Origin of the sequence: Autumnicola lenta, from assembly GCF_031846515.1 — a bacterium.
Lineage (GTDB): Bacteria > Bacteroidota > Bacteroidia > Flavobacteriales > Flavobacteriaceae > Autumnicola > Autumnicola lenta.
The window spans coordinates 37,890-58,280 of record NZ_JAVRHO010000013.1 but is presented as its reverse complement, the minus strand read 5'-3'; the positions used below and the strand labels follow the sequence as shown (position 1 = coordinate 58,280).

Genomic DNA, 20,391 nt, shown 5'->3' with positions numbered 1-20,391 from the left:
GTCAAGTAAAGATTACAGGTCAATAATTGCCATTTTCAGGATTGATTAGATTGCAAATCACTGGTAAGTCCGCAACCACTCCTACCCAATGTTTCCGGCTTCCAGCAAAACACAATATAGATAGCACATGAAAAGCAGTAAAACCACACTTCCGGAAAATTCCCTGCTGAATAGTTCTCACAAGAAATATGACTATGTAGACAGTTTTCAAGCTGTACTTTATGATGCTCAAAACAATTTTACCTCTGTTGACGTCGGAAAAGCATTTTTCTCCGCCGGACCAAAATGGGTCGAAAATTTATTTGATGTCCGGAATAAAATCGTCTCCCTATTCGGATTTAAAACTTCGGGAGAGCTGAAAGACAGGGGAAAACAGCTTCAGAATTTCAGGTGCGAACCGGGTGAACAACTCGGGCTCTTTAAAGTGTTTGACAAAAATGAAAATGAAGTGATCTTAGGAGAAGATGATAAACATTTGAATTTCAGGATTTCGTTATTTTTAGAACAACACCAGAATTCTATTCAGAAGAAAAACCTGATAATTTCAACAACAGTAGAATTTAATAATGGGTTTGGGCGGTTATACTTTTTACCGGTGAGACCTTTTCACAAACTCATTGTCCCGGCAATATTAAAAGGAATCATTGAGGATCTGGAAAAACAGAAAGAGCAGGCAAATTCCAATACAAGTAATCCAATTGTAGTAAAATAAAATACTCAGGTTGGTAATTGCCATTTTTGAGCATTGATTAAAAAAGATTTTCACCAATCAAGATGGAGAATAATCTTTTGAAGTTTCAGATTGAGAATTGGCTTTTCAGGGTATCGACTAAAACTGAAAATTTCTCCTCCTCAAATGGCCGTTATTTTAAACAGAAGATTGAGTAGGAATTCGGTACTAAGCTGGTTGAAAATTTCAAAAAGCCATTTTAGATCCAAAACCAGGTCTATTTCCCGATTTGCAACGGTAAAACCTGCAGAAACCATTAAAATTATGATTCCAGAAGGCATATAAAAGCTTTTTGAGTAGAAAATCCAGAGTCTTGAGCTAAAACTATTACAGACTCACCCGGTGCAATACAACCTCCCAAAGCCGACTCTCAAAAATGCCAATTATCGACCTTCTGATTTGTAATATATCACAAGGCAAATTATATTACTCCCAGGTCGGCAGAATATTTTTTTTAAATTATTTAATTCAGCAGATTTTTTCTATTTTTGCCATCCGTTTTGCTCGAGTGGCGGAATTGGTAGACGCGCTGGATTCAAAATCCAAACTTAAAAGAGCGTAAAATGTTAGGCCGAAGTGGTGGAATTGGTAGACACGATGGATTCAAAATCCATTGCTGATAAGGCGTGCGGGTTCGATTCCCGCCTTCGGTACGAAAAAGAGCTGAGATGAAAATCTCGGCTTTTTTTATGCTCAGGTACAACATAGGTACAACATTTAAGTATATTTAATGAACTCATTAAAAATGATTTCATTTGGTATCATTAAGCTAAAATGAAAATCAACTTTTACGGGCTTATATTCAGAGTTTGAGATGATTGAACTTTTTTAAGTAAACATTTAATCCGATGGTCAAGATTGATAGACAGATTAACACTTTAATCCAAAAGTGTATAAACACAAAAAAAATAGAATTTCCTAAAGTGGAAACAGCTAATTGTGGCCTACTGTTGAAAAAAGAAATCGTCCTACAAATGGAATCAAATCCTGAATTTATTAAGCTCAACCCAAATTCTATTGAATTTAACGAAGCCCTACTTAAAGAAGCTGAAGTTAAACTTGAAAGAGAAATGCCTAAGAATATTGTGGGAGCTTTTGGTTTTGTAGAAGATTTTCAGGAAAAATTAAAAGAGGAAAATGGAATTGCCAAAAATGTAATCAATGGTTACGGCAGTTTGATTAAGGGATTACAAGGTTATATTTTACATAGACTGCATTCAGATGGATTTGATGTCAAAGGATATTTTTTAGACAAATTGAAGCCTAAAGGAGAAAGAGAGAAGGAACTCTTCTTATTTGAACAGCACCTTTATAGATTCCTTCCATATTCAAAATATTCAGCAAAAGATATTTGGGAGATATGTCAGCGAACACTTGCTTTTGACGACCGATATTACGTGGATGAATTTGCCCGTAAGCTACCGTTCAACAATTTTGATTTAGCAAAAAATATTTATTCTATTGCCATCAGGTCAGAACAACCCAATGATACATTTTTCATAGCTAGCCTTTTAATAGGACTTCACAATAATGGATTTGAAGGGGTATTTGAAAAGGCATTTGAGCTACAAAACAAGCATCCGCAACAGGGCTATCACGTTTTAAATTCGTTACAAAACCTTTCAGACGAGCAAAATAATTCGATATTCGAATTAGTCCATAATGATTATTTACCAGAATCTATTGGTAGTAAAACTCAAGTTATTTGCGGTTTAATCGACAATCCAAAAGTAAGTGAAGAACTGCGGAAGGGTTGTTTTAATTTAATTACCACCTATCTTCAAAAAGAAAATAAGGAACTTGTTAAAATTGCCTTTCACAGAATAATCTATAATCTTAAGTCTTTTGAGGCTGAGAAATACAAATTGCTCCACATTTATTTTGAAAATACGCAGGATATTTCCGTTATAGAAAGCTTTTTCTATAACTATGAGCATCCCGAGCATTTATTTCACCTAATGAAAATGTTTTACCTAGCTGGATGGCAAAGAGGTTCCATCAACCGATTTGAAAGTTCCATTTTCCATTTTTGGAGTAATAATATACAAGAAACAGAAAAACATATCCTTGAACTTTTTAAGCCTGAGGACAAGTTTGGTTTGCTTCCGGTAGAAATTATAATGACTGGAAGTTTTGGGGCACTTCCAATAGATTTGCTGAAATTGGACACAAAACAGGAGCAGGCAAAGGCGATTGAAGCTATTACCTTGTTTCCACATACTTTTGACAAATTACTTCCAATAGTTCTTCCATTAAGACGTTCGCCTTATCCGGAAGTTGTAAAGTTTCTTCAGATAAAACTCTCTGAACTGATATATGATGCCTACCATAGGTCTTTACTGGACGACATAGAAAACCTATTAGATGAATCTAAAGAAGATAAAGCATTTGTACGACCGTTAAGGGAAGCCTATAAAAATTATGAATCTATTGTATCAAAAAAGAAATCTATAAATGACCTAAACCCCTATGAAAATGAACGGGATTTAATGGATTTGTATTATAGTCTAGAACACGAGAATAGAGCCAAAATGATGCAAGATATTAATGAGAATCCCAATGGTATTCTTGCGGCTGTGGGGAGGAGTACAATAATAGTTAGGGGCAACAGTTGGAAGCAAGAACTTGAAGATAAAGTGATGCCATTAGGGAAAGTAGAATCCAGTTTTATACTTGACGCCAGATTGTTCAAAAATCCCGACCTGCAAGAGTATATTTTAAATACCTACGATAAGAGATGAATATTAAGCAACTAGTGGTTAAGGACTATCTGGAATCTTTAACAGAGAAAGACGAGCTAAATCGTATTTTCCCTCTTTTATTGGAAAGTATGGGATTTGAGATTTTGTCTAAACCGACCGAATATTTGGGTTTGCAAGAATATGGCAAAGACATTGTGGCTGTTGGGATTGACGAAGATAAAGTTAAAAAGCGATTCTATTTTGAACTAAAGGGTGGAGCGGACAGAAATATCACTACGAGGAACTTTTACGGTAAAGATGGAATACAGGAATCAATTACCGAAGCAACTTATACGCCATTTGTATCGGCGTACCCAAAATTCCAAGAACTACCCTTAAAAGTTGTAATTGTGCACAATGGGGTTATTGAAGGCGGCCTGCAAAAAACCTTCGAAAACTTTTTGGTCAAAATAAGTAAACCTGTAGATAACACGGTTTTTGAACGTTGGGATATTGCACGTTTAACCGCTATGTTCTCTGAAAACCTTTTCGGGGCATACCTACTTACTGATTCTTCCACCACAAAACTTTTCAATAGAGTTTTGGTTAATTTGGATACATCCGATGGGGTTTCACGAGACTTTATAAAACTTATCGATTCATTATTTGAAAAGATTGAATGGAAAGGCTATAAAACTAAAATTCCAAGAAAATGGCAATTACTTTTTGAATCCTTAAAACTAATTTCATTCATAATTTACACGGAGTCTAAAGAATATAACAACCTTGACATTGCAAAACGCTACCTTACTCATTTGGTATTACGATATTGGTACTGGGTTTTGAAGAATAACCTGGAAAATAATAAAAAGGTGCTCAAGCACTTTAATCAGGTAATGCTGTTTTTCTATGAAGTATTGCAACAGTATTTTGATAGGACTCTTTCCATAGTACAAACAAAAGATGGACTTTACGCAGAAAATGGTGGTATGTCTGAACAGGTGGGTTATACCCAAAGAACTTTCGACTACTTGGCTTATTTGTTGATTCTAATAAATATGGAGAAAGCTTGTTTCCCAGACTACGACTTACTAGATGCTAGAACTGGAGTTTACAATGTTGTTCAGCACAACTCGGTTTCTAAGCGACCTTTGCTGGATATTCACTCATTGGTCATCGTCAATACCATAGAACTTTTTATACAGACAGATGATGTTGATGCAGCGAAAGCATATCTTAAAAGTATACTTGCTACAATAAAATATAGAAAGGAAAAATCTGGAATGCTACCGGATGCCAACAATAGTATTCAAAATGTTATTAAATATACGGTTACAGGAACTAAACCAGTTTATTATTCGGATTCCACCTCGCCTTTGTTGGCAGTTTTATTAGAGTATATTGCTCTTTTTGGTTTGGAGGAAGAATATAACCAATTGAGAATTTTCGTCAAAAAACACGATATCACTTTGGGACTTTTTATTCCTCATCACAGCAAAAATTCAGTGTCTGAAAACCTCATTGAGGATAAAGAAAACGACCTCGAAGAACAGTTATTTTCGAAACCTCTGCGAGATGGATATCAAGTGGATACAAGACTTACAAAAAATTTAATAGACGAATTGCCTTTTGAAGAGTTTAAGGAAAAGATAAAGAAAAGAAAAGATGAATTTATCTATGAATATCGTACTGATAAAGCAGGATATGCTTTTCTGAAAGATTTGGCACATTTCTATTTTCATACACCTTATTTTCCTGACAAATGGAGAAATGTTACAGATGGTTTGTTAAAATCCCAAGGATAAATTTCGGTAGACATATTTGATTTATGGCGTAATTCTAATTGAAGTGAATTAATCGAGTCATTATCCATTTAGCACATTCCCCTGCATTTCGCGAAAAGCTACATTCCGGGAAAAGCGCTTCATTACAAAGGTCTTGAACCCAACTCCAAAGCTTCCGATTTCCATTCCACTTGTCCGCCCTTTCCCGAGAAAAATCGGGAAGCGGTCAAACTCCATTCCCATCTACATCTTTGAAGTCAAGTCCGCTTTAAATCCTACAGAAAGATAATTCTGTTTAATACTGGCTATTTCGGAGTGACCGTGCCACCTATTTCGGTTCAAACAGTGCCACTTTGAAAGATCATGCAATTATATAAAAAAATAATGTTACTCGTTTTTCAGAACTCCCTTTCTTAATGATTCTCCTTTAAGATCTATCCTATGTGAGGAGTTTACTATCCTGTCCAGGATTGCATCAGCAATAGTCCCTTCCCCGATAATATCATACCATGCAGATACCGGTATTTGAGAGGATAATATGGTAGATGTTTTATTGTATCGGTCATCGATTATATCCATTAAGGTCTCTCTTGCATGATTGTCGAAGGCTTGAAGTCCAAAATCATCAAGGATGAGTAGATCTGCTTTAAGCAGTTTATTTAGTTCCTTGAGATAGGTTCCATCAATTTTACGGAGTTTTAACTTCTTAAATAGACGGGCAGTGTTTGAGTAGATGGTTTTATATTCCATCATGCAGGCCTGATGGCCTAAGGCCTGTGCTAAATAACTCTTGCCTACTCCGGAGGCACCGGTCAGTATAAGGTTTTCCTTTTTAGCTATAAAATCCAGGGATCCCAGACGAACAAACATGTTCTTGTCGAGGTTACGATTGGAGGCGTAGTTTACTTCAACAAGACTTGCTTTCTGCCTGAAGTTTGCCTGCTTAAAAAGACGTTCAATCTTCCGGTTCTGGCGATCCTCCCACTCATGGTCTGTGAGTAGTGCCAGATATTCATCGGCAGTGATATCGTTTAATTCGTTGTTCTTTACATGCTGAAGGTGTAGCTGGGCCATAGCCCCCAGTCGCATTTGTTTTAGTTTTTCAATAGTCTGATTGTTATTCATATTTCTGGATTAAAATGATTTATTGATAAGCAGCGGCACCTCTGATGTTTTGATGGGATGGGATATGAGTTTTATCTTCTTCAAGATCCTGATAAAAAAGAGAGCTTTGGTCAAGGTTGTTCTTTAGGATATTCTTGATACGCATATAAGAAGTCGCATCTGCCTGTAAAGCTCTTTTACAAGCATTATCAAGTCTTTTAGAACCGTAAGACTTATGGAGCTGGATAAGGCCCATCACCCGCTTATAGCCTGTTTCAGGATACTCACTGTCAGCAAGTATCTTTTCCACACAATTCACTACGTGAGCTCCGTGAGGAGCGGCTTTGTTTTTAAAATATTCAGGACTCCAGGAGGTATAACCTTTATGGGTGCTACTTAAATGATCTGTATTTGTATTGTAGCTTCCTTTACTTGGATTTCGATGATGCAGGGCTATTCGAACGTGATTGTAATAAACCTCGACCACAGTTTTGGTATAATGGATCAGGGTCTTTTTACCGATGTAGCGGTAGGGAACACTGTAGTAGCTTTTATCTGGAGAGAAGTATACATAGCCCATCTTTTGCACCTTTGCCCGTTTATAGTCTTTGATTTCATAGGCAGATGTTGGCAGGGGTTTTAAGTACTCACGTTCTACTGATTGAAACAGTTCTCTACGACTGGCTTCCTTTCGCTGGAACAGTAGATCGTTATAGCCAACAAGTAAGCGCTTTATCTCCCGGTTTAGATCCTGTAAAGAGAAGAAGGTCATCTCCCGCAGGGGATAGTAAATACGCAGATAAACAAGATGCACTGCATTCTCAACCAAAGCTTTGTCTTGTGGGGCATAGCTGCGGGTGGGATTGATCACACAGTTATAATGGCGGGCAAAATCTTTAAAGCTCCGGTTGATCTCCGGCTCATATTTACTGGCTCTGGTCACTGCCGATTTTAAGTTGTCTGAGACAATAGCTTTTGGGACACCTCCATAAAACTGTAATGCATTACCGCAAGAGGTGATAAGATCCTCTCGTTTTTGGCTTAAGCTAGCCTCTACGTAAGTATACTGGCTGCTGGGAAGAATTGCTATAAATACCTCTACCGGGATCACTTCTCCGGTTTCTTTATTAACGACATGTAATTTTTTACCCGCATAGTCGATGTACATTTCATTACCGGCTTCATGTTCGAGTTTCATGGAACCTTTGACCTTGGCATATTTCCGCCGATAATGCTCCATAAACTGCGTATAGCTATACGGCTGGGAAGCCTGCTGCGCATATTCCTGATAATGGTACAGAAAAGTAAAACCAGGATGATTCCGGGCCTTATTGACCCCCTCAAAATATAGCATCAGTTCATCATGTCGCTCATTATCAATAGTGGTATGTGAAGGAAAAAGCGCACTCAGGCGTGCATTGTCAAAGGAAAGTAGTTCTTTAAATGAATAGTCACTGGCCGTTAAAAACTTCATATAGCTGTTGACCGTGTTGCGGGAGATGCCTAGAGTGGTAGCTATCTTACGATTGCTAAAACCATCTAGGTTTAGGGAAATAATTTGTTTTAAGTCCATCGGATCAAGGGTGTTGGCCATATCTTATTACATTTTTTGCAACAAGATATTACTTGATCTTCCAAAGTGGCACAAAACGAACCGATACGACTGGCACAAACGAACCGTTATGATTCATAGAATACCGGCAGTGGCACAAATCAAACCGATATTACTGGCACAATTTGAACCGTTATGGTTTTCTTTGCTGCCAAAAGTGGCACAAATTAAACCGAAATGCCTGGCACTAACCGACCGAAACCACTGGCACAATTCGAACCGAAATAGCCAAATAGCTCAACTGAAACATTCCTTTTCCAAAAATGTATTAAAAACCAAAATGTGGGTCATACCTATTCAAAAGAATTCAATTAATACACTGTTTTTTCCAATATTTTATGGTCTTGATTTAACCAACAAGCCCGCAACTAGAAGTTGCGGGCTATAATACTTTCGTATTTTTGCGGATAGAGGGAGATTCGAACTCCCGGTACAGTTCCCCGTACCCCTGATCTTCAATCAGGTGCCTTAGACCTCTCGACCATCTATATTTTAAAAAGATTATCCCTTTTTAGAAATTACAGGTTTTAAGAAACTTTTCAAAAAACCGTTTGTTGTTAAATTGTGTATGCCCAATAAGTTAGCTATTTCTTTATTACTAGATGCCGTGAAACCTGAATTATTGATTCCGTCAACAAATCTTCTAAGATTATCTTTTAATAAATTTAATGATTCTTCATCAATCACTCGTGTATTTTCACTAGTATTTACATTCCACCCTTTTATATTTGGAGGTTGAATGGTAACCAAATTAAAATTTGCAGCAGAACCATAGAGTTTTTTGAACCATTCACCTGATCCTAATAATTGATTGATATTATCTCTAGTGATTTCACCGTGTATGGCTCTAGACTTGGCTTCTAAAACTAGATAATGATTTCCAGTCATCACCCATAGTACATCAGGGCCGTTTCCAAATTCCGCTTCAGGTTCCTGAGTGTAAAAACCTATAAGCCTGCCAATTTCAGCAAAGGCATTCTCAAATTTAGTATGAGGAATATCTTGACTGAATTGAAGATTTTCCAATAAGGTTTCAAAGTACATTTTAAAGTCTTGGGAAGTCTCAAATTGCTTGATAAAATTTAAAACTTGAAATGCCTGCTCTTCACTAGCCATAATTTTCGTATAACTATGTCCATTTTTTGATTGCAGCATATGGGAAGTTGTTTGTGCTGCTTTAATTTGAAGGTCATTTGATTTTGGTGCATTATCTAAATATAGATAATTAGCAGCTTTTTCAAAATACCAGCCTTTCTGCTTGTCAGTTAACGCGACCGTATCTACTATTTTATCTAGAATTACCTTTGATGCACTTTCATAATCTCTTCTTCTGTAATTTTCGATTGCTTGTGATTCCAAATCTGCAATTTCTAAATTCTTAATGATTCGATCGTCAGTTTTGTCAGCGTCAATTTTCGACAATATTTCTGAATGATATTCCCTCCAGCTCATATCTTGAACGAGACATAGGTTGGCAGTATCCTTAATCGTATTCAAAGATTTATCAGTAGATTCGTCATCAAGAAGCGATAAACCAAGTTTCAATTGCTTGCGTGTAACTGGTGTGAAATATTGTAAGTTGGATTTGTTGCCTACAAATTGGAGCAAGTCTTTACCCATTAAATAAACTGCACAGTAATCACTACCAGATCTTACAGCTCGACCAAGTCCTTGTTCTATTATCTGTGCTTTCAAAGAAGCCTTAACGGATTCTAAGCGCAATTCGGCATAAAGTTGTTCATAAGAGCTGAATGAGGGGTAGCCGTCTAATATTAAAACTCGGCACATATCACCATTCAGGTCAACACCATCATAACGATTAACTAAAACATAGAACTGCCCTTTCTCAGTTCTTAATTTAGCGATTTCTTCATTTATGTTATCATTTTCGATTATTTCCGCTCCAAAATCTTCCCATTTGGCCGCCCTATTTGAAGATGGTGTCAATACCATTACATTTATTCCAGATTCGGAATATTCCTTGGCCAACGACATAATCTGCTCATCTGTTATTCTTGAATCAAATCTTTGAGGAGCAAGGATCAATCTTTGCCCAACGTCCTTACGATCTTTAGGAATCAAGGCGTTCTTAATACTGTTTATGTTAATACCTAAATCTTTAATTAAATCAATTTGATCTTCAAATGTAGCAGATAAAATATATCTATGTTTGGCTTCATTAAAAGCTCTGACATTATGAAATGGCACATAGGATGGTGCTATCTCAATTCCTCTGGGTCCGACATAACAATCGTAAGATTTCAAGTCGTCAGCTATTAAACCCCATTTGAACATAAGCTCTCTATCTTCACTAAAACTGCCTATGAGTTTTATTAACTCATCAATACGCGTTAGCCAAGCCCAATAAGGGACTTTAAGTATCTTGGCATATGGATCACCCTGAATAAGTCTGTGATAAGTTCCTGGGGCTTGGTATTTCAGCTCTTCTTGGAATAACTTCAGTAACCTATCTGCCAAGTCGTGATTGAAGGGTATATTTAATGTAGTTGCTTCTCTAGCTTTGTCAAGACAGACGTGGGCATCATCAAGGACGATTGAACCAACATCAATATTATCCCTTTCAAAAATAGAACGGGAATTGAACAATTTTTGGAACGTGCATAATAGGATGGCTTTTGAATTTGAAAAGTCATCAGGGAAAACACTTCTTTGCCCGTGATATTCAATTTCACAAACAGGTATTCCATATAAATCCGCTTGCAACTTTGCCTGTTCTAATAGTTGTTTGTCTGGACATAGATACAAACTGGGACCGACTCCTTCAATCATTTTTGAGTATAACATCAATAGGCTTACAAGAGTTTTTCCTGAACCTGTATTCATTTTGCACAAAACATCTCGTTGATCCCTTATGCTATGCCAAGAACTTAACACTTCTTCTTGTATGCCTCTTAAATACGCGTATCCCTCCTTATGGAACAAATTTTGAAATAATTCTATGGGTTCAAAATTTAATTGCTTTGGAGATGTATCTTCTAGTTTTTTCTTAAATATATTCATCTATAGTTTTATTTTTTATTATGTTTTGATTAACAAATATCTTAAAAATCTATTGACTGATAGACACACCAATCTTCAATTAGTTAATGAGTTGGAATGAATGCTATGTTTTTCACGTTATTCAGCCCATTCCCCTCCATTCCGCAGAAAAAGCTTCATTACGGGAAATACGCTTCATTCAAAAAATCTTGGACACAACTTCAAAGCTTCCGATTTCCATTTCGCTACCCCTGCCAAAAAAGGCAGGAACGCTACATTCCCAATCTCCATCTTTAAAATTAAGTCCGCTTTAAATCCTACTTCAAGAGGATAATCCATTTTCATAACCCGGTCAGCACATTCCCCTCCATTCCGCAGAAAAAGCTCCATTGCGGGGAAAGAGCTTCACTATAAAAGTCTTGGACACCATCCCCAATTTCTCCTTTCCATTTCGTTAGCCCTTCCCGCTATGCTAGGAAGTGCACTTCATTCCAATTCGAAATCGGGAATGGAGTCCGCTTCATCGGATTCCATCCTTGCTTTTGGCCCCGTTCCCTATGTTTTAGTACTTCACATAAAGCCTTTAGACCCACTTCCGCGCCGTCACTGTCCCTTCCCTTTTTTTGTAAGCAAAATACCAACATTTTGAAGTTGAACAGACTGCATAACCGGTCGTGCCTCCCTTTTATAAGTCTTTATCAATTCCAAATATTGAAAATGTATAAGCAACAAAAAAAGGTACTGCGACGGCACTACGGGAAGTAAATCTAAAATGAACATTGTGAAATCGTACAAAAACATCAGAAAGGAAGCGGGGCCAAAAAAACAAAAAAAGGAAAACGCTCAGGATACAATAAGTAAATCGCTTCAAAAAAATATAAATGAAAACTGCCTGAAAGGTTCAGGTAGTCTATTAATTAATCTTTAATTCTTTTATTATGAGTACTATTAAAAATCACGTACAGCTAATTGGGAACGTTGGTCAGGAACCAACCATTACCAACCTTGAAAACGGTAAAAAAGTAGCCCGTTTTTCACTTGCCACCAATGAGTATTACAAAAACGACAAGGGCGAGAAAGTGCAAAACACCGAATGGCATACTATAGTAGCCTGGGGCAAGACCGCTGAAATCATCGAGAAGTATGCCGGAAAAGGCAAGGAAATCGGTGTAACGGGAAAATTAAAGTCCCGAAGCTATGAGGACAACGAGGGCGTAAAACGCTATGTTACCGAAGTTGAAGCCAACGAAATCCTTTTGTTGGGCGTAAAGAACGGCAATAATTCAGCCGGGTAAATTTAAAACAAAGAGGGCGTTCCTCTCGAAAGTTGCGCCCTCTTTCATTATTCACCTTTTAAATCAGATCATAATGGAAACCAAAGTTAATGAAATCGCGATAAGTTATAGTGGAAGTTTAAAAGCAAATTTGCTTCCCAAGATAACCTGTTCCCAGAGTGCTGCAGATTTAGCCTACAGCCAATGGAACAAAGATACTATTGAACTGCACGAGACTTTTAAAATAATGCTGCTCAACAATGCCAATAAGGTAAAAGGAATATATGAAACCTCTAACGGAGGAATAACAGGAACTTTAGTGGATGTCCGCATCTTATTTGCCGTACTGTTAAAGAGCTTGACAACGGCAGTCATTTTGGTCCACAATCACCCGAGCGGAACCTTGACACCGAGTGAACCCGATAAACGCCTGACCCAAAAAATTAAAAAGGCAGGGGAATTATTTGATATTAAGGTATTGGACCATTTGATCCTGATACCTGATGGAAATTATTTCAGTTTTGCAGATGAAGGAATCCTTTAAATGGAAAGCTTATGATTTATCTTAATTTTTCAGACCTGACCGAAGAAGCCCAAAACCGACTTTTGGAGAATTCCAAAAAGGATGTGGAACGAAAATTTGGGAATGATATCCGCAAGTACGTAAGAGAAAATTATACCTGCTTTAAGACGATGGTAGAGGAAGAAGCATTGCGAAATTTATATTCCTATACTTTCATATTCAACATTTAATTCCTAAACTTTATAGTCAAGCACCTCTAAATTTTTGGAGGTGTTTTTCTTTTCAATTATTTTCAATTCAATAAAAATCATTATCTTTATTTCGCTGAAATTCAGCATTTAATTTTACGTAGGGTTATCCATTTTTTGACTTTCGCCGATAACCGTACCCATCAAAAAAATACATAACAGGAAATTATTTCCCTGGAACTAGCAATTGGCTTTTGACCAAATTGTACGGAATTTTTGTCCCGCTGGGCGGGACGAAAAGGAGTAGCAAGAGGGTAACACGCGATGCGATGTTTAGTACTCCTTTTTGTTTTCAAATAACTGGTAATCAGCAACTTGAAAAAATATAAAATTCCCGACCTTCTACAATTTGCGACAAATGTCCTGTGAACGCCCATTTTTAGGGAAGGATTTGCGACAAATCGGCGAATTATGGACTCATTTATCGGCATCAGGTTCAAAAAGGAAACGGCAAAACGTTTTCAGGAATTTTCAAGGACACACTTCAAATCGCACACCGAAGCAATGGCAACAATGCTCGATTTTTTCTTCTACAACGAGATTTCCCCAAAGGAAAAACTAGGACCTACGGGAAGGACAATCGAAGCTTCAATCAAGAAGCGAATCAATGCGGTGATTGCCATTATGAGGGATATGGAAAAGAGCCAGACCAAACCCACCGTAGCAATGTTGGAATCTCTATTTCAAACTGAAGAACCTAAAAAGAAGCCTTTGATTTTAGAAAAGAAAATCATTGAAGAAAAGAATGAAGTAAGCTTTCGAGAAAAGCTAAATGGGAGCAATGAACTCTAATTTTTGAGCTATGTACATTACCATCACACCTCAAAAATCAGGGAATAATTACTCGCAAAGTTCAGCGGATTTTGTGGGCTATCTGGAGAAAGAAAACCAGGGTTTGGAACAGGGAGCTATGGAACATTTTTTCAATCAATATGATGAGGAAATATCAGCGGATGAAGTTGTAAAGGAAATTGATGGGAATGGTGCCAAACTCAAAAAGACCGAACCGAAATTCTATTCGATCACGGTGAGCCCTTCTAAATATGAATTGAACCGGTTACAGAACAACAGTGAGGATCTAAAAAGGTACACCCGTGAACTGATGAAGGACTATGTGGCATCCTTCAATCGTGAAATCAACGGAAGACCGATTAGCATCGATGATATAAAATATTATGCGAAAATAGAACATCAACGAACATTTAAGGGAACGGATTGGCAGATTAGGGAAAACCAACCCTTTGCTACCAAAATATTGCAGCTCAAAACTGAAATCAGAAACATTAAAGAGGGGCGAGCTGAAGGCAATATCAAACTATTGCAGAATAAAATTGACCGATTGGAAAAGGAGGCTCCGCACCAACAGGACGGGAAGCGAATTGTCCAGGGGATGCCAAAGGCAGGAAATCAAAGCCATATCCATATCATCGTAAGCAGAAAGGATGCATCCAATACTTTCAGTCTTTCTCCTGGGAGCAAGCATAAGGCCTCGGAAGTCCAGATGCATGGTAAGAATGTAAAACGGGGCTTTGACCGTGATCAATTTTTTGACCGGGCAGAAAAGACCTTTGACAGGACTTTTGTCTATCAAAGAAACTTTGCCGAGACCTACAAGGCTCGAAAGGATTTTATCAAAAACCCTCAAATATATTTTGCATCACTGATGAAATTGCCCACCAATGAAAGGGCGATTGCTTTTAAAATTATGAAGGAAAGTGGTGTTCCAATGCTACCAAGTATTCCGGTTACCCAGGCACAACTGGCAATGAAAATATTCAACCGCCTGCGCCGTGGTGTGGAAGTGGCTATTAAATCAAGTTCAATAGGTATCTAAAGGAAAAACAATAATGCAACTAGCCAATCCACTACATATACTCTTAATTATCGTTTTGACAGCTTCAGTATTTTATGGACTGTATCGGATTTCCAAATATGCCTTTTTCATAAATACTGTGCTGCTTTTGGGACTGATAGCCTATTTGTATTATCCGCATAATACGATAAAAGCACTACTTTATTTAGGTTGTCCTTTATTGTTGGTCAATACGGTATTTTACGTTTTTCTGCATAAACCGGATTTAAAGCAAAATACCTCTGACAAATATCGGGTAACTTTTAAAACGGACAGGAAAAATTTTAAAATTGAAAACATCAAACGTGGAGCTTCGATTATTGGATCTGCCGGAAGTGGAAAAACCGAAAGCGTGGTTTACGGATTTTTAAAACATTTCCAGAAACATGATTTCTGTGGGGTTATTCACGACTATAAGGATTTTGAGCTAACCGAAATGGCGTACCCACTTTTTAAAAATCCAGATATTCCTTTTCGTATTATCTCTTTTGACAAAATTATCCATAGGGTAAACCCTATAGCACCCAGATATCTCGAAAACGAAGAAAGTGTGAATGAGATTTCGAGGGTACTTATTGAAAATCTTCTGGAACAGCGGGAATCGGGAATTACAGGATCCTCTAAATTTTTTTAACGATGCTGCGGAAGGATTGATTGGTGGATTGATCTGGAAACTGAAAACATCTTATCCGCATTTCTGTACCTTACCACATCTAATAGCCATTTATCAGTTTCTGGATACCGATAGTCTCATAAAGTTTTTAGAGACCAATACCACCTCCAGAGCGATGGCAGATGCGTTTATTAGCGGCAAAGATTCCGAAAGGCAGACAGCAGGGGTAAAGAGTACCCTGGCCAATGCTCTGAAACGTATCAGTACACAAAACATATTTATGGCCCTTTCCGCAGATGAAGTGCCATTAAATATTAATAACCCGGAAAATCCTGCTGTGATTTCAGTAGTGAACAATCCTAAATTTGAAACCTCCTATTCCCCTGTAATTGCCACCATAATCCACACGATTACAAAGCAAATGAGTGTACGCAATTCAAATTCTTCCTTTCTTTTAATGGAAGAAGCACCAACCATTCGGTTATTGAATATGCACCGCATTCCGGCTACCTTAAGAAGTTATGATATAGCAACTGTTTATGTAATGCAGGACAAGATCCAGAACGATATGATGTATGGAGATAAAGCGAGTAAAGCTATTTTAAGCAACCTTTCCTATCAATTCTTCGGAAAGGTCAATGATCCTGATACTGCAAAATACTATGAACGCTTCTTTGAAATCATAAAAAAAGAAACAACCAGCATCAACCGAGGTTACAGTCTTGACTTTGATACACGCATTACTACCGGGGAACGGGAAATTCCTAAAATACGGGCTGATGCTTTTTTCCGTTTAAAGCAGGGGGAGTTTATTACCTATGCGGATGGGGAAGATAAAAAAGTGCAGTTTAAATTGCAGAGAATTCAGAGGCAGCTTCCGGATGAATTAAGGCAGTTTTCCAAGGCTGATTTAGCAGCTAATTTTGAAAGAGTTTATCAGGAAGTGAGATCAATTTTTAATTAAATTATAGTTTAACAAATCAGAATATTATATTTGTACAAATGGCAAGAGCAGATTTATTATTAAAATTAGTTAAGGCCGGAACTAACGGAGACAATACCCTTTTTAGAAAGGTTGTTGAATCTATAATTGCCGAAGAAAAGAGTAAACAACATCATATTGTAGCTCAACAATTATTAGATGCACTTTCCAAAGCCTCTAAGCCTCAATCCAACCAACCTATACATAATCGTTTACTGGAAGATGGATTAGACAGTTTTTTATATCGCATTTACCCTCAAAAGACTTTGGATGATGTGATTTTAAATTATGAAAATCAAGCCGTCATTCAAGACCTTATCCAGGAACATCATCGTAGTGACTTATTGAGATCCTATAATTTAGAACCTAGAAATCGTATTCTATTGGCAGGTCCTCCTGGAAATGGAAAAACTTCTCTCGCAGAAGTCATAGCTCAATCTTTAATGATTCCATATTACGTTGTAAGGTATGATGGAATAATTGGTAGTTATCTAGGAGAAACCGCTACTCGGCTTAAAACAACTTTTGATTTTATTAGAACCCAAGAATGTGTTTTATTTTTTGATGAATTTGACACTATAGGAAAAGAACGCGGAGACATTCACGAAACGGGTGAGATTAAAAGAGTTGTAAGTTCTTTACTTCTTCAGATTGATCGTTTGCCGAGTTATGTAGTAGTTGTCGCAGCAACTAATCACGCCGAACTTCTAGATAGGGCTGTATGGAGAAGATTTCAAGTAAGATTGGAATTAAAAGCTCCGGATAAGTCAATGATAAAGATTTGGCTCAAAAACTTTGAACAGCGAGTTAAATACGATTTGCAATATCCTATTGATAAAATAGCAAATAAGCTTGAAGGTCTTAATTTTGCGGAGATTGAAGAATTCATCCTCGATGTTGAACGTAAATATATATTGTCGCTCCCTGACGTAAACGTAAAAAGGTTAGTGGATGAATGCCTTGTTCAAATGGAGCATAAATATTCCTTAGGGAATGGTTAAAAAACCACTTCTTTTGTTCCCATTCCCTATAAGTGCGGAAAAATCTAAAAAACAAGGTTTTCCGGGTAAAATGTTTATCCCAACCAAAACTCAACAAATTCAGAGAAATGAATTAAAGATAACGGAATTAGATCGTGTACTTTCTAATAGGTCAGCTTCACTACAAAAGGAAGCAGGGAATATTATCCCTGAAATGATCTTGGTGTTAGAAACTGCCGGAGAAATAAAAGATTTTTTTAAAGCTGTGAAAAAGACTCCAGGAATGGAGTTTTTAGCTGAATATGAGACTGAGTTCGAGGCAGAAGATGATTTCTATAACATAGATAAAAACGGTAATAGATCTGAAGAAAATGTGGATGCCAGATTTTACCTCACTATGACCAACCAAAGGGCACTTAAAGAACTTCAGAAATATTGGCGAGAATATAAGAAAGATAAAGAAAAACAAAATTTTAAGCGAGGGACTGCAAAATTCAGATCGCTTTTTGAACAATTAAAGGATATTAGGCCCTATAATGTTAGTGATAGGGTACGTGATACAGGTATTGAAAAATATATTCAGGAAAGAAAATTATACGATTTTGATTTCGTAAGATTTGAAATAGAATTGGCCTTTAAAGGTAGTGACCAAGCCAATCGAAAAGCCTATGAAGAAGTAACCCGTTTACTGAATTTACATAACGGAGAAGAAGTGAAAGGTTCAAGGACTATAATCTCCGAGATATCATATCACGCTTTTATTGCAAGAGCTCCGATTCAAGTATTTGATGATCTTACGGAGAATACGAATATTTCCTTTTTAAAATCGCAACAAATTTTGTTTTTTCGTCCTGTAGGACAGATGGTTTTTGAAACTCCTGAAGATATTGAGCAATTAAAAAAGTTGCCCAATGTTGAAGAAAATGATGAACTACCCACAGATGGCCATCCAGTCATTGCACTTTTTGATGGTCTTCCCTTAGCAAATCATTCTCTATTAGAAAATAGATTACAAATTGATGATCCTGATGGTTTCTCCAGTAATTATACGGGTAATCAAAGATTTCACGGTACCGCAATGGCTTCTCTTATTATTCACGGTGATTTAGATAATGAGAAAAAATCGATATTAAAAAGACCCTTATATGTCCGCCCTATAATGAAATTGGACACACAACTTTATCAAGGAGAATGTCTTCCAGATGACGTTTTACCAATAGATTTAGTGCATAGGGCTGTTCTAAGAATGAAAGTGGGAGATGCGGACAATCCTCCAGTAGCCCCTGAGGTAAAGATCATTAATTTTTCTATTGGAGACGCTTTTAGACCTTTCTTAAACAATATGAGCTCTTGGGCAAAATTACTGGATTGGCTTTCTTATCAATACGATATCTTATTTGTAATTAGTGCAGGAAATTTTAGTGACGATATCGCTTTGGAAATCCCAGATGATGAATTTGATAATCTCTCTGATGATGAAGTACAAAAATTAGCTTTAGAGGAAATAGTTAGGACAAATTTTAATAGAAAGATTTTGGCACCAGCTGAATCAATAAATTCTATTACAGTTGGTGCGGCACATTTTGATTTCTCAAAGCCTAATAATTTATACCAAAGGAAAAATCTGATTAAGTCATCCTCCTTATTATCTCCAATAAGCCGGATTGGTTTTGGTTTCCGAAGGAGCATAAAGCCAGAGATTATAACGTCAGGTGGGCGGAAGTTATTTCGGAAATCTCCAATTCAAAATTTACCAGGGAAAACGGTTCTTAAATTAGAATCTATCCCATTTAATGTAAATCCTCCCGGAAACAGATCTGCATTTCCAGGTAGTCCAGGACAAATAAATAAGTCTGGGTATTTATGTGGTACTTCAAATGCAGCAGCTTTGACATCTCGTCTTGCTGCCCAACTTTATGATGTTTTAATTTCTATAAATAATTCTGGAGATAAATCTATACCATCAGATTTTCTTACTGTAATTATTAAAAGTTTATTGGTACATAGTGCTAGTTGGAGTAAAAGTTCAGATTTTTTATTGCAACTAATTAAGGATTTACCAGGCTCAGCTGCAAATACTTCAAAAAAAAACGTATTGCCTTATCTAGGGTATGGGGGTATAGATCCAGAACGCATTTTATATTGCACTGAGAAACGAGTAACCATTATCGGATTCGGAAAGCTTTACGATGGTCAAGCCCATTTATATAGATTTCCATTGCCGCCATCACTTACTAAGGGGAGGATTGATAAAAAACTGACAATAACTTTAGCCTACAATAGTCCTCTAAATTTTAAAACAAGACAATATCGTAAAGCACAATTATTTTTTGATAATCTTAAACATAATAATCATCTCGAATTAGATAGATCATATTATGATTTCCGAACCACACAATTAGGAACTGTGCAACACGATATTCTTATTGGGGACAAGGCTGACGTCTTTGTTGATGGAGATTTTTTAGAAATAAAAGTGAATTGCAGAGAAGACGCATCTGAGCTTGGAAAACTGTCAATTAAATATGGATTGTCTGTTACTTTAGAAGTCAAGGAAAATAATGACATAAAAATTTATGAAGAAATTAGGCAACGAGTTCAAACACGAATTAGGCCTACTCTATAAATTCAAAAATTATTTTTCAAAAAGGTCCTTTCTCCCTCGCTCCTTGCTGCGTAACCTTCCAGTTTCCATCAATTTTTAAAAGCTTAAATAGCTCAGGGTTTTCTTCATAAGATGTGGTGAATCTAACCCAAGCTATTTCATTATCGGTGGTTTCTTCCAGCACTTCAAAATTGGAATTCCCCGATTTGCCTGCCGCCATCAAATCTTGTACCGATTTAAGACCTTCGTAGCCTTCTGGGGTAGTATATTTTTTCAAGGTCTCATTATCCTTATTGTAGAAACTTTCAACTACAATTTTTGAAGTTTCGCTTGGTGAAAGGTCTTGTTTTCCGGTACAGGCAAGGAATAAGAAGGCTATTGAGTATATGACGACGTTTTTCAT

15 protein-coding genes, 2 tRNA genes and 1 pseudogene are annotated in these 20,391 nt (G+C 36.9%); 12 read left to right on the top strand and 6 right to left on the bottom strand.

Features of this window, described 5'->3' with window-relative positions:
* Positions 1 to 127: 127 nt before the first annotated feature.
* Positions 128 to 712 carry a DUF2867 domain-containing protein gene (locus RM545_RS10540; RefSeq protein WP_311495237.1) on the top strand — a complete coding sequence of 195 codons (585 nt, stop codon included), beginning with the start codon at positions 128 to 130 and terminating at the stop codon, positions 710 to 712.
* A 140-nt stretch (positions 713 to 852) separates the two neighbouring features.
* Here RM545_RS10540 and RM545_RS10535 read toward each other — a convergent pair whose 3' ends face one another.
* On the bottom strand, positions 853 to 1,011 hold the full coding sequence (locus RM545_RS10535; RefSeq protein WP_311495236.1) for a hypothetical protein: 159 nt from the start codon (positions 1,009 to 1,011) through the stop codon (positions 853 to 855).
* 289 nt (positions 1,012 to 1,300) lie between these two features.
* Between RM545_RS10535 and RM545_RS10530 the strand changes: the two genes are divergently transcribed.
* The 3 genes from RM545_RS10530 (at position 1,301) to RM545_RS10520 (ending at position 5,216) form a co-directional block, all read left to right on the top strand.
* Positions 1,301 to 1,383: transfer RNA gene (locus tag RM545_RS10530), tRNA-Leu, on the top strand.
* Between the two features lie 321 nt (positions 1,384 to 1,704).
* Positions 1,705 to 3,471 carry a hypothetical protein gene (locus tag RM545_RS10525; protein ID WP_311495235.1) on the top strand — a complete coding sequence of 589 codons (1,767 nt, stop codon included), beginning with the start codon at positions 1,705 to 1,707 and terminating at the stop codon, positions 3,469 to 3,471.
* Complete coding sequence (locus tag RM545_RS10520; RefSeq protein ID WP_168025951.1) at positions 3,468 to 5,216, top strand: hypothetical protein; 1,749 nt, start codon at positions 3,468 to 3,470, stop codon at positions 5,214 to 5,216. The genes RM545_RS10525 and RM545_RS10520 overlap by 4 nt, the downstream gene beginning before the upstream one ends.
* Positions 5,217 to 5,582: 366 nt before the next feature.
* Here the strand turns inward: RM545_RS10520 and istB are convergent, their stop codons facing one another.
* The 4 genes from istB to RM545_RS10500 all read right to left on the bottom strand — a co-directional run bounded on the left by istB (position 5,583) and on the right by RM545_RS10500 (position 10,932).
* On the bottom strand, positions 5,583 to 6,320 hold the full coding sequence (gene istB, locus RM545_RS10515; protein WP_168025952.1) for an IS21-like element helper ATPase IstB: 738 nt from the start codon (positions 6,318 to 6,320) through the stop codon (positions 5,583 to 5,585).
* 19 nt (positions 6,321 to 6,339) lie between these two features.
* Complete coding sequence (istA, locus tag RM545_RS10510) at positions 6,340 to 7,872, bottom strand: IS21 family transposase (RefSeq protein WP_311495288.1); 1,533 nt, start codon at positions 7,870 to 7,872, stop codon at positions 6,340 to 6,342.
* A 443-nt stretch (positions 7,873 to 8,315) separates the two neighbouring features.
* A tRNA-Phe gene (locus RM545_RS10505) sits at positions 8,316 to 8,400 on the bottom strand.
* A 12-nt stretch (positions 8,401 to 8,412) separates the two neighbouring features.
* Complete coding sequence (locus RM545_RS10500; protein ID WP_168137311.1) at positions 8,413 to 10,932, bottom strand: DEAD/DEAH box helicase; 2,520 nt, start codon at positions 10,930 to 10,932, stop codon at positions 8,413 to 8,415.
* 917 nt (positions 10,933 to 11,849) lie between these two features.
* On the opposite strand from RM545_RS10500, the gene RM545_RS10495 reads away from it, so the two are divergent.
* From RM545_RS10495 to RM545_RS10460, 8 genes and pseudogenes are all read left to right on the top strand, one after another.
* Positions 11,850 to 12,206, top strand: coding sequence for a single-stranded DNA-binding protein (locus RM545_RS10495; RefSeq protein WP_168025955.1), 357 nt, complete (start codon positions 11,850 to 11,852; stop codon positions 12,204 to 12,206).
* 73 nt (positions 12,207 to 12,279) lie between these two features.
* A complete protein-coding gene (locus RM545_RS10490; protein ID WP_168025956.1) occupies positions 12,280 to 12,729 on the top strand; it encodes a JAB domain-containing protein in 450 nt (149 codons plus the stop codon).
* 11 nt (positions 12,730 to 12,740) lie between these two features.
* Positions 12,741 to 12,938, top strand: a complete 198-nt coding sequence (locus RM545_RS10485; RefSeq protein ID WP_168025957.1) for a hypothetical protein — start codon at positions 12,741 to 12,743, stop codon at positions 12,936 to 12,938.
* 429 nt (positions 12,939 to 13,367) lie between these two features.
* Positions 13,368 to 13,748: a BfmA/BtgA family mobilization protein gene (locus tag RM545_RS10480; protein ID WP_266069664.1), complete on the top strand. Its 381-nt coding sequence runs from the start codon at positions 13,368 to 13,370 to the stop codon at positions 13,746 to 13,748.
* Positions 13,749 to 13,758: 10 nt separating this feature from the next.
* On the top strand, positions 13,759 to 14,790 hold the full coding sequence (mobB, locus tag RM545_RS10475; protein ID WP_266069665.1) for a MobB family relaxase: 1,032 nt from the start codon (positions 13,759 to 13,761) through the stop codon (positions 14,788 to 14,790).
* 13 nt (positions 14,791 to 14,803) lie between these two features.
* A pseudogene (locus RM545_RS10470) lies at positions 14,804 to 16,385 on the top strand (type IV secretory system conjugative DNA transfer family protein).
* Positions 16,386 to 16,423: 38 nt separating this feature from the next.
* A complete protein-coding gene (locus RM545_RS10465; RefSeq protein ID WP_168025960.1) occupies positions 16,424 to 17,404 on the top strand; it encodes an AAA family ATPase in 981 nt (326 codons plus the stop codon).
* Complete coding sequence (locus RM545_RS10460) at positions 17,397 to 20,009, top strand: S8 family serine peptidase (RefSeq protein ID WP_168025961.1); 2,613 nt, start codon at positions 17,397 to 17,399, stop codon at positions 20,007 to 20,009. Before RM545_RS10465 ends, RM545_RS10460 begins: the two co-directional genes overlap by 8 nt.
* Before the next feature lie 16 nt (positions 20,010 to 20,025).
* On the opposite strand, the gene RM545_RS10455 is transcribed toward RM545_RS10460, so the two are convergent.
* The gene (locus RM545_RS10455) at positions 20,026 to 20,391 is read right to left on the bottom strand and encodes a Tim44 domain-containing protein (RefSeq protein WP_168025962.1); all 366 of its coding nucleotides are present in this window, start codon (positions 20,389 to 20,391) and stop codon (positions 20,026 to 20,028) included.

Excerpts from the sequence above, each read along its gene's own strand:
- RM545_RS10495 (WP_168025955.1), top strand. The coding sequence starts at position 11,850 with ATGAGTACTATTAAAAATCACGTACAGCTAATTGGGAACGTTGGTCAG.
- RM545_RS10525 (WP_311495235.1), top strand. The coding sequence starts at position 1,705 with ATGGAATCAAATCCTGAATTTATTAAGCTCAACCCAAATTCTATTGAA.
- RM545_RS10540 (WP_311495237.1), top strand. The coding sequence starts at position 128 with ATGAAAAGCAGTAAAACCACACTTCCGGAAAATTCCCTGCTGAATAGT.
- RM545_RS10485 (WP_168025957.1), top strand. The coding sequence starts at position 12,741 with ATGATTTATCTTAATTTTTCAGACCTGACCGAAGAAGCCCAAAACCGA.
- RM545_RS10490 (WP_168025956.1), top strand. The coding sequence starts at position 12,280 with ATGGAAACCAAAGTTAATGAAATCGCGATAAGTTATAGTGGAAGTTTA.
- RM545_RS10460 (WP_168025961.1), top strand. The coding sequence starts at position 17,397 with ATGGTTAAAAAACCACTTCTTTTGTTCCCATTCCCTATAAGTGCGGAA.
- RM545_RS10480 (WP_266069664.1), top strand. The coding sequence starts at position 13,368 with ATGGACTCATTTATCGGCATCAGGTTCAAAAAGGAAACGGCAAAACGT.
- istA (WP_311495288.1), bottom strand. The coding sequence starts at position 7,872 with ATGGACTTAAAACAAATTATTTCCCTAAACCTAGATGGTTTTAGCAAT.
- RM545_RS10520 (WP_168025951.1), top strand. The coding sequence starts at position 3,468 with ATGAATATTAAGCAACTAGTGGTTAAGGACTATCTGGAATCTTTAACA.
- RM545_RS10465 (WP_168025960.1), top strand. The coding sequence starts at position 16,424 with ATGGCAAGAGCAGATTTATTATTAAAATTAGTTAAGGCCGGAACTAAC.
- istB (WP_168025952.1), bottom strand. The coding sequence starts at position 6,320 with ATGAATAACAATCAGACTATTGAAAAACTAAAACAAATGCGACTGGGG.
- RM545_RS10500 (WP_168137311.1), bottom strand. The coding sequence starts at position 10,932 with ATGAATATATTTAAGAAAAAACTAGAAGATACATCTCCAAAGCAATTA.
- mobB (WP_266069665.1), top strand. The coding sequence starts at position 13,759 with ATGTACATTACCATCACACCTCAAAAATCAGGGAATAATTACTCGCAA.
- RM545_RS10455 (WP_168025962.1), bottom strand. The coding sequence starts at position 20,391 with ATGAAAAACGTCGTCATATACTCAATAGCCTTCTTATTCCTTGCCTGT.
- RM545_RS10535 (WP_311495236.1), bottom strand. The coding sequence starts at position 1,011 with ATGCCTTCTGGAATCATAATTTTAATGGTTTCTGCAGGTTTTACCGTT.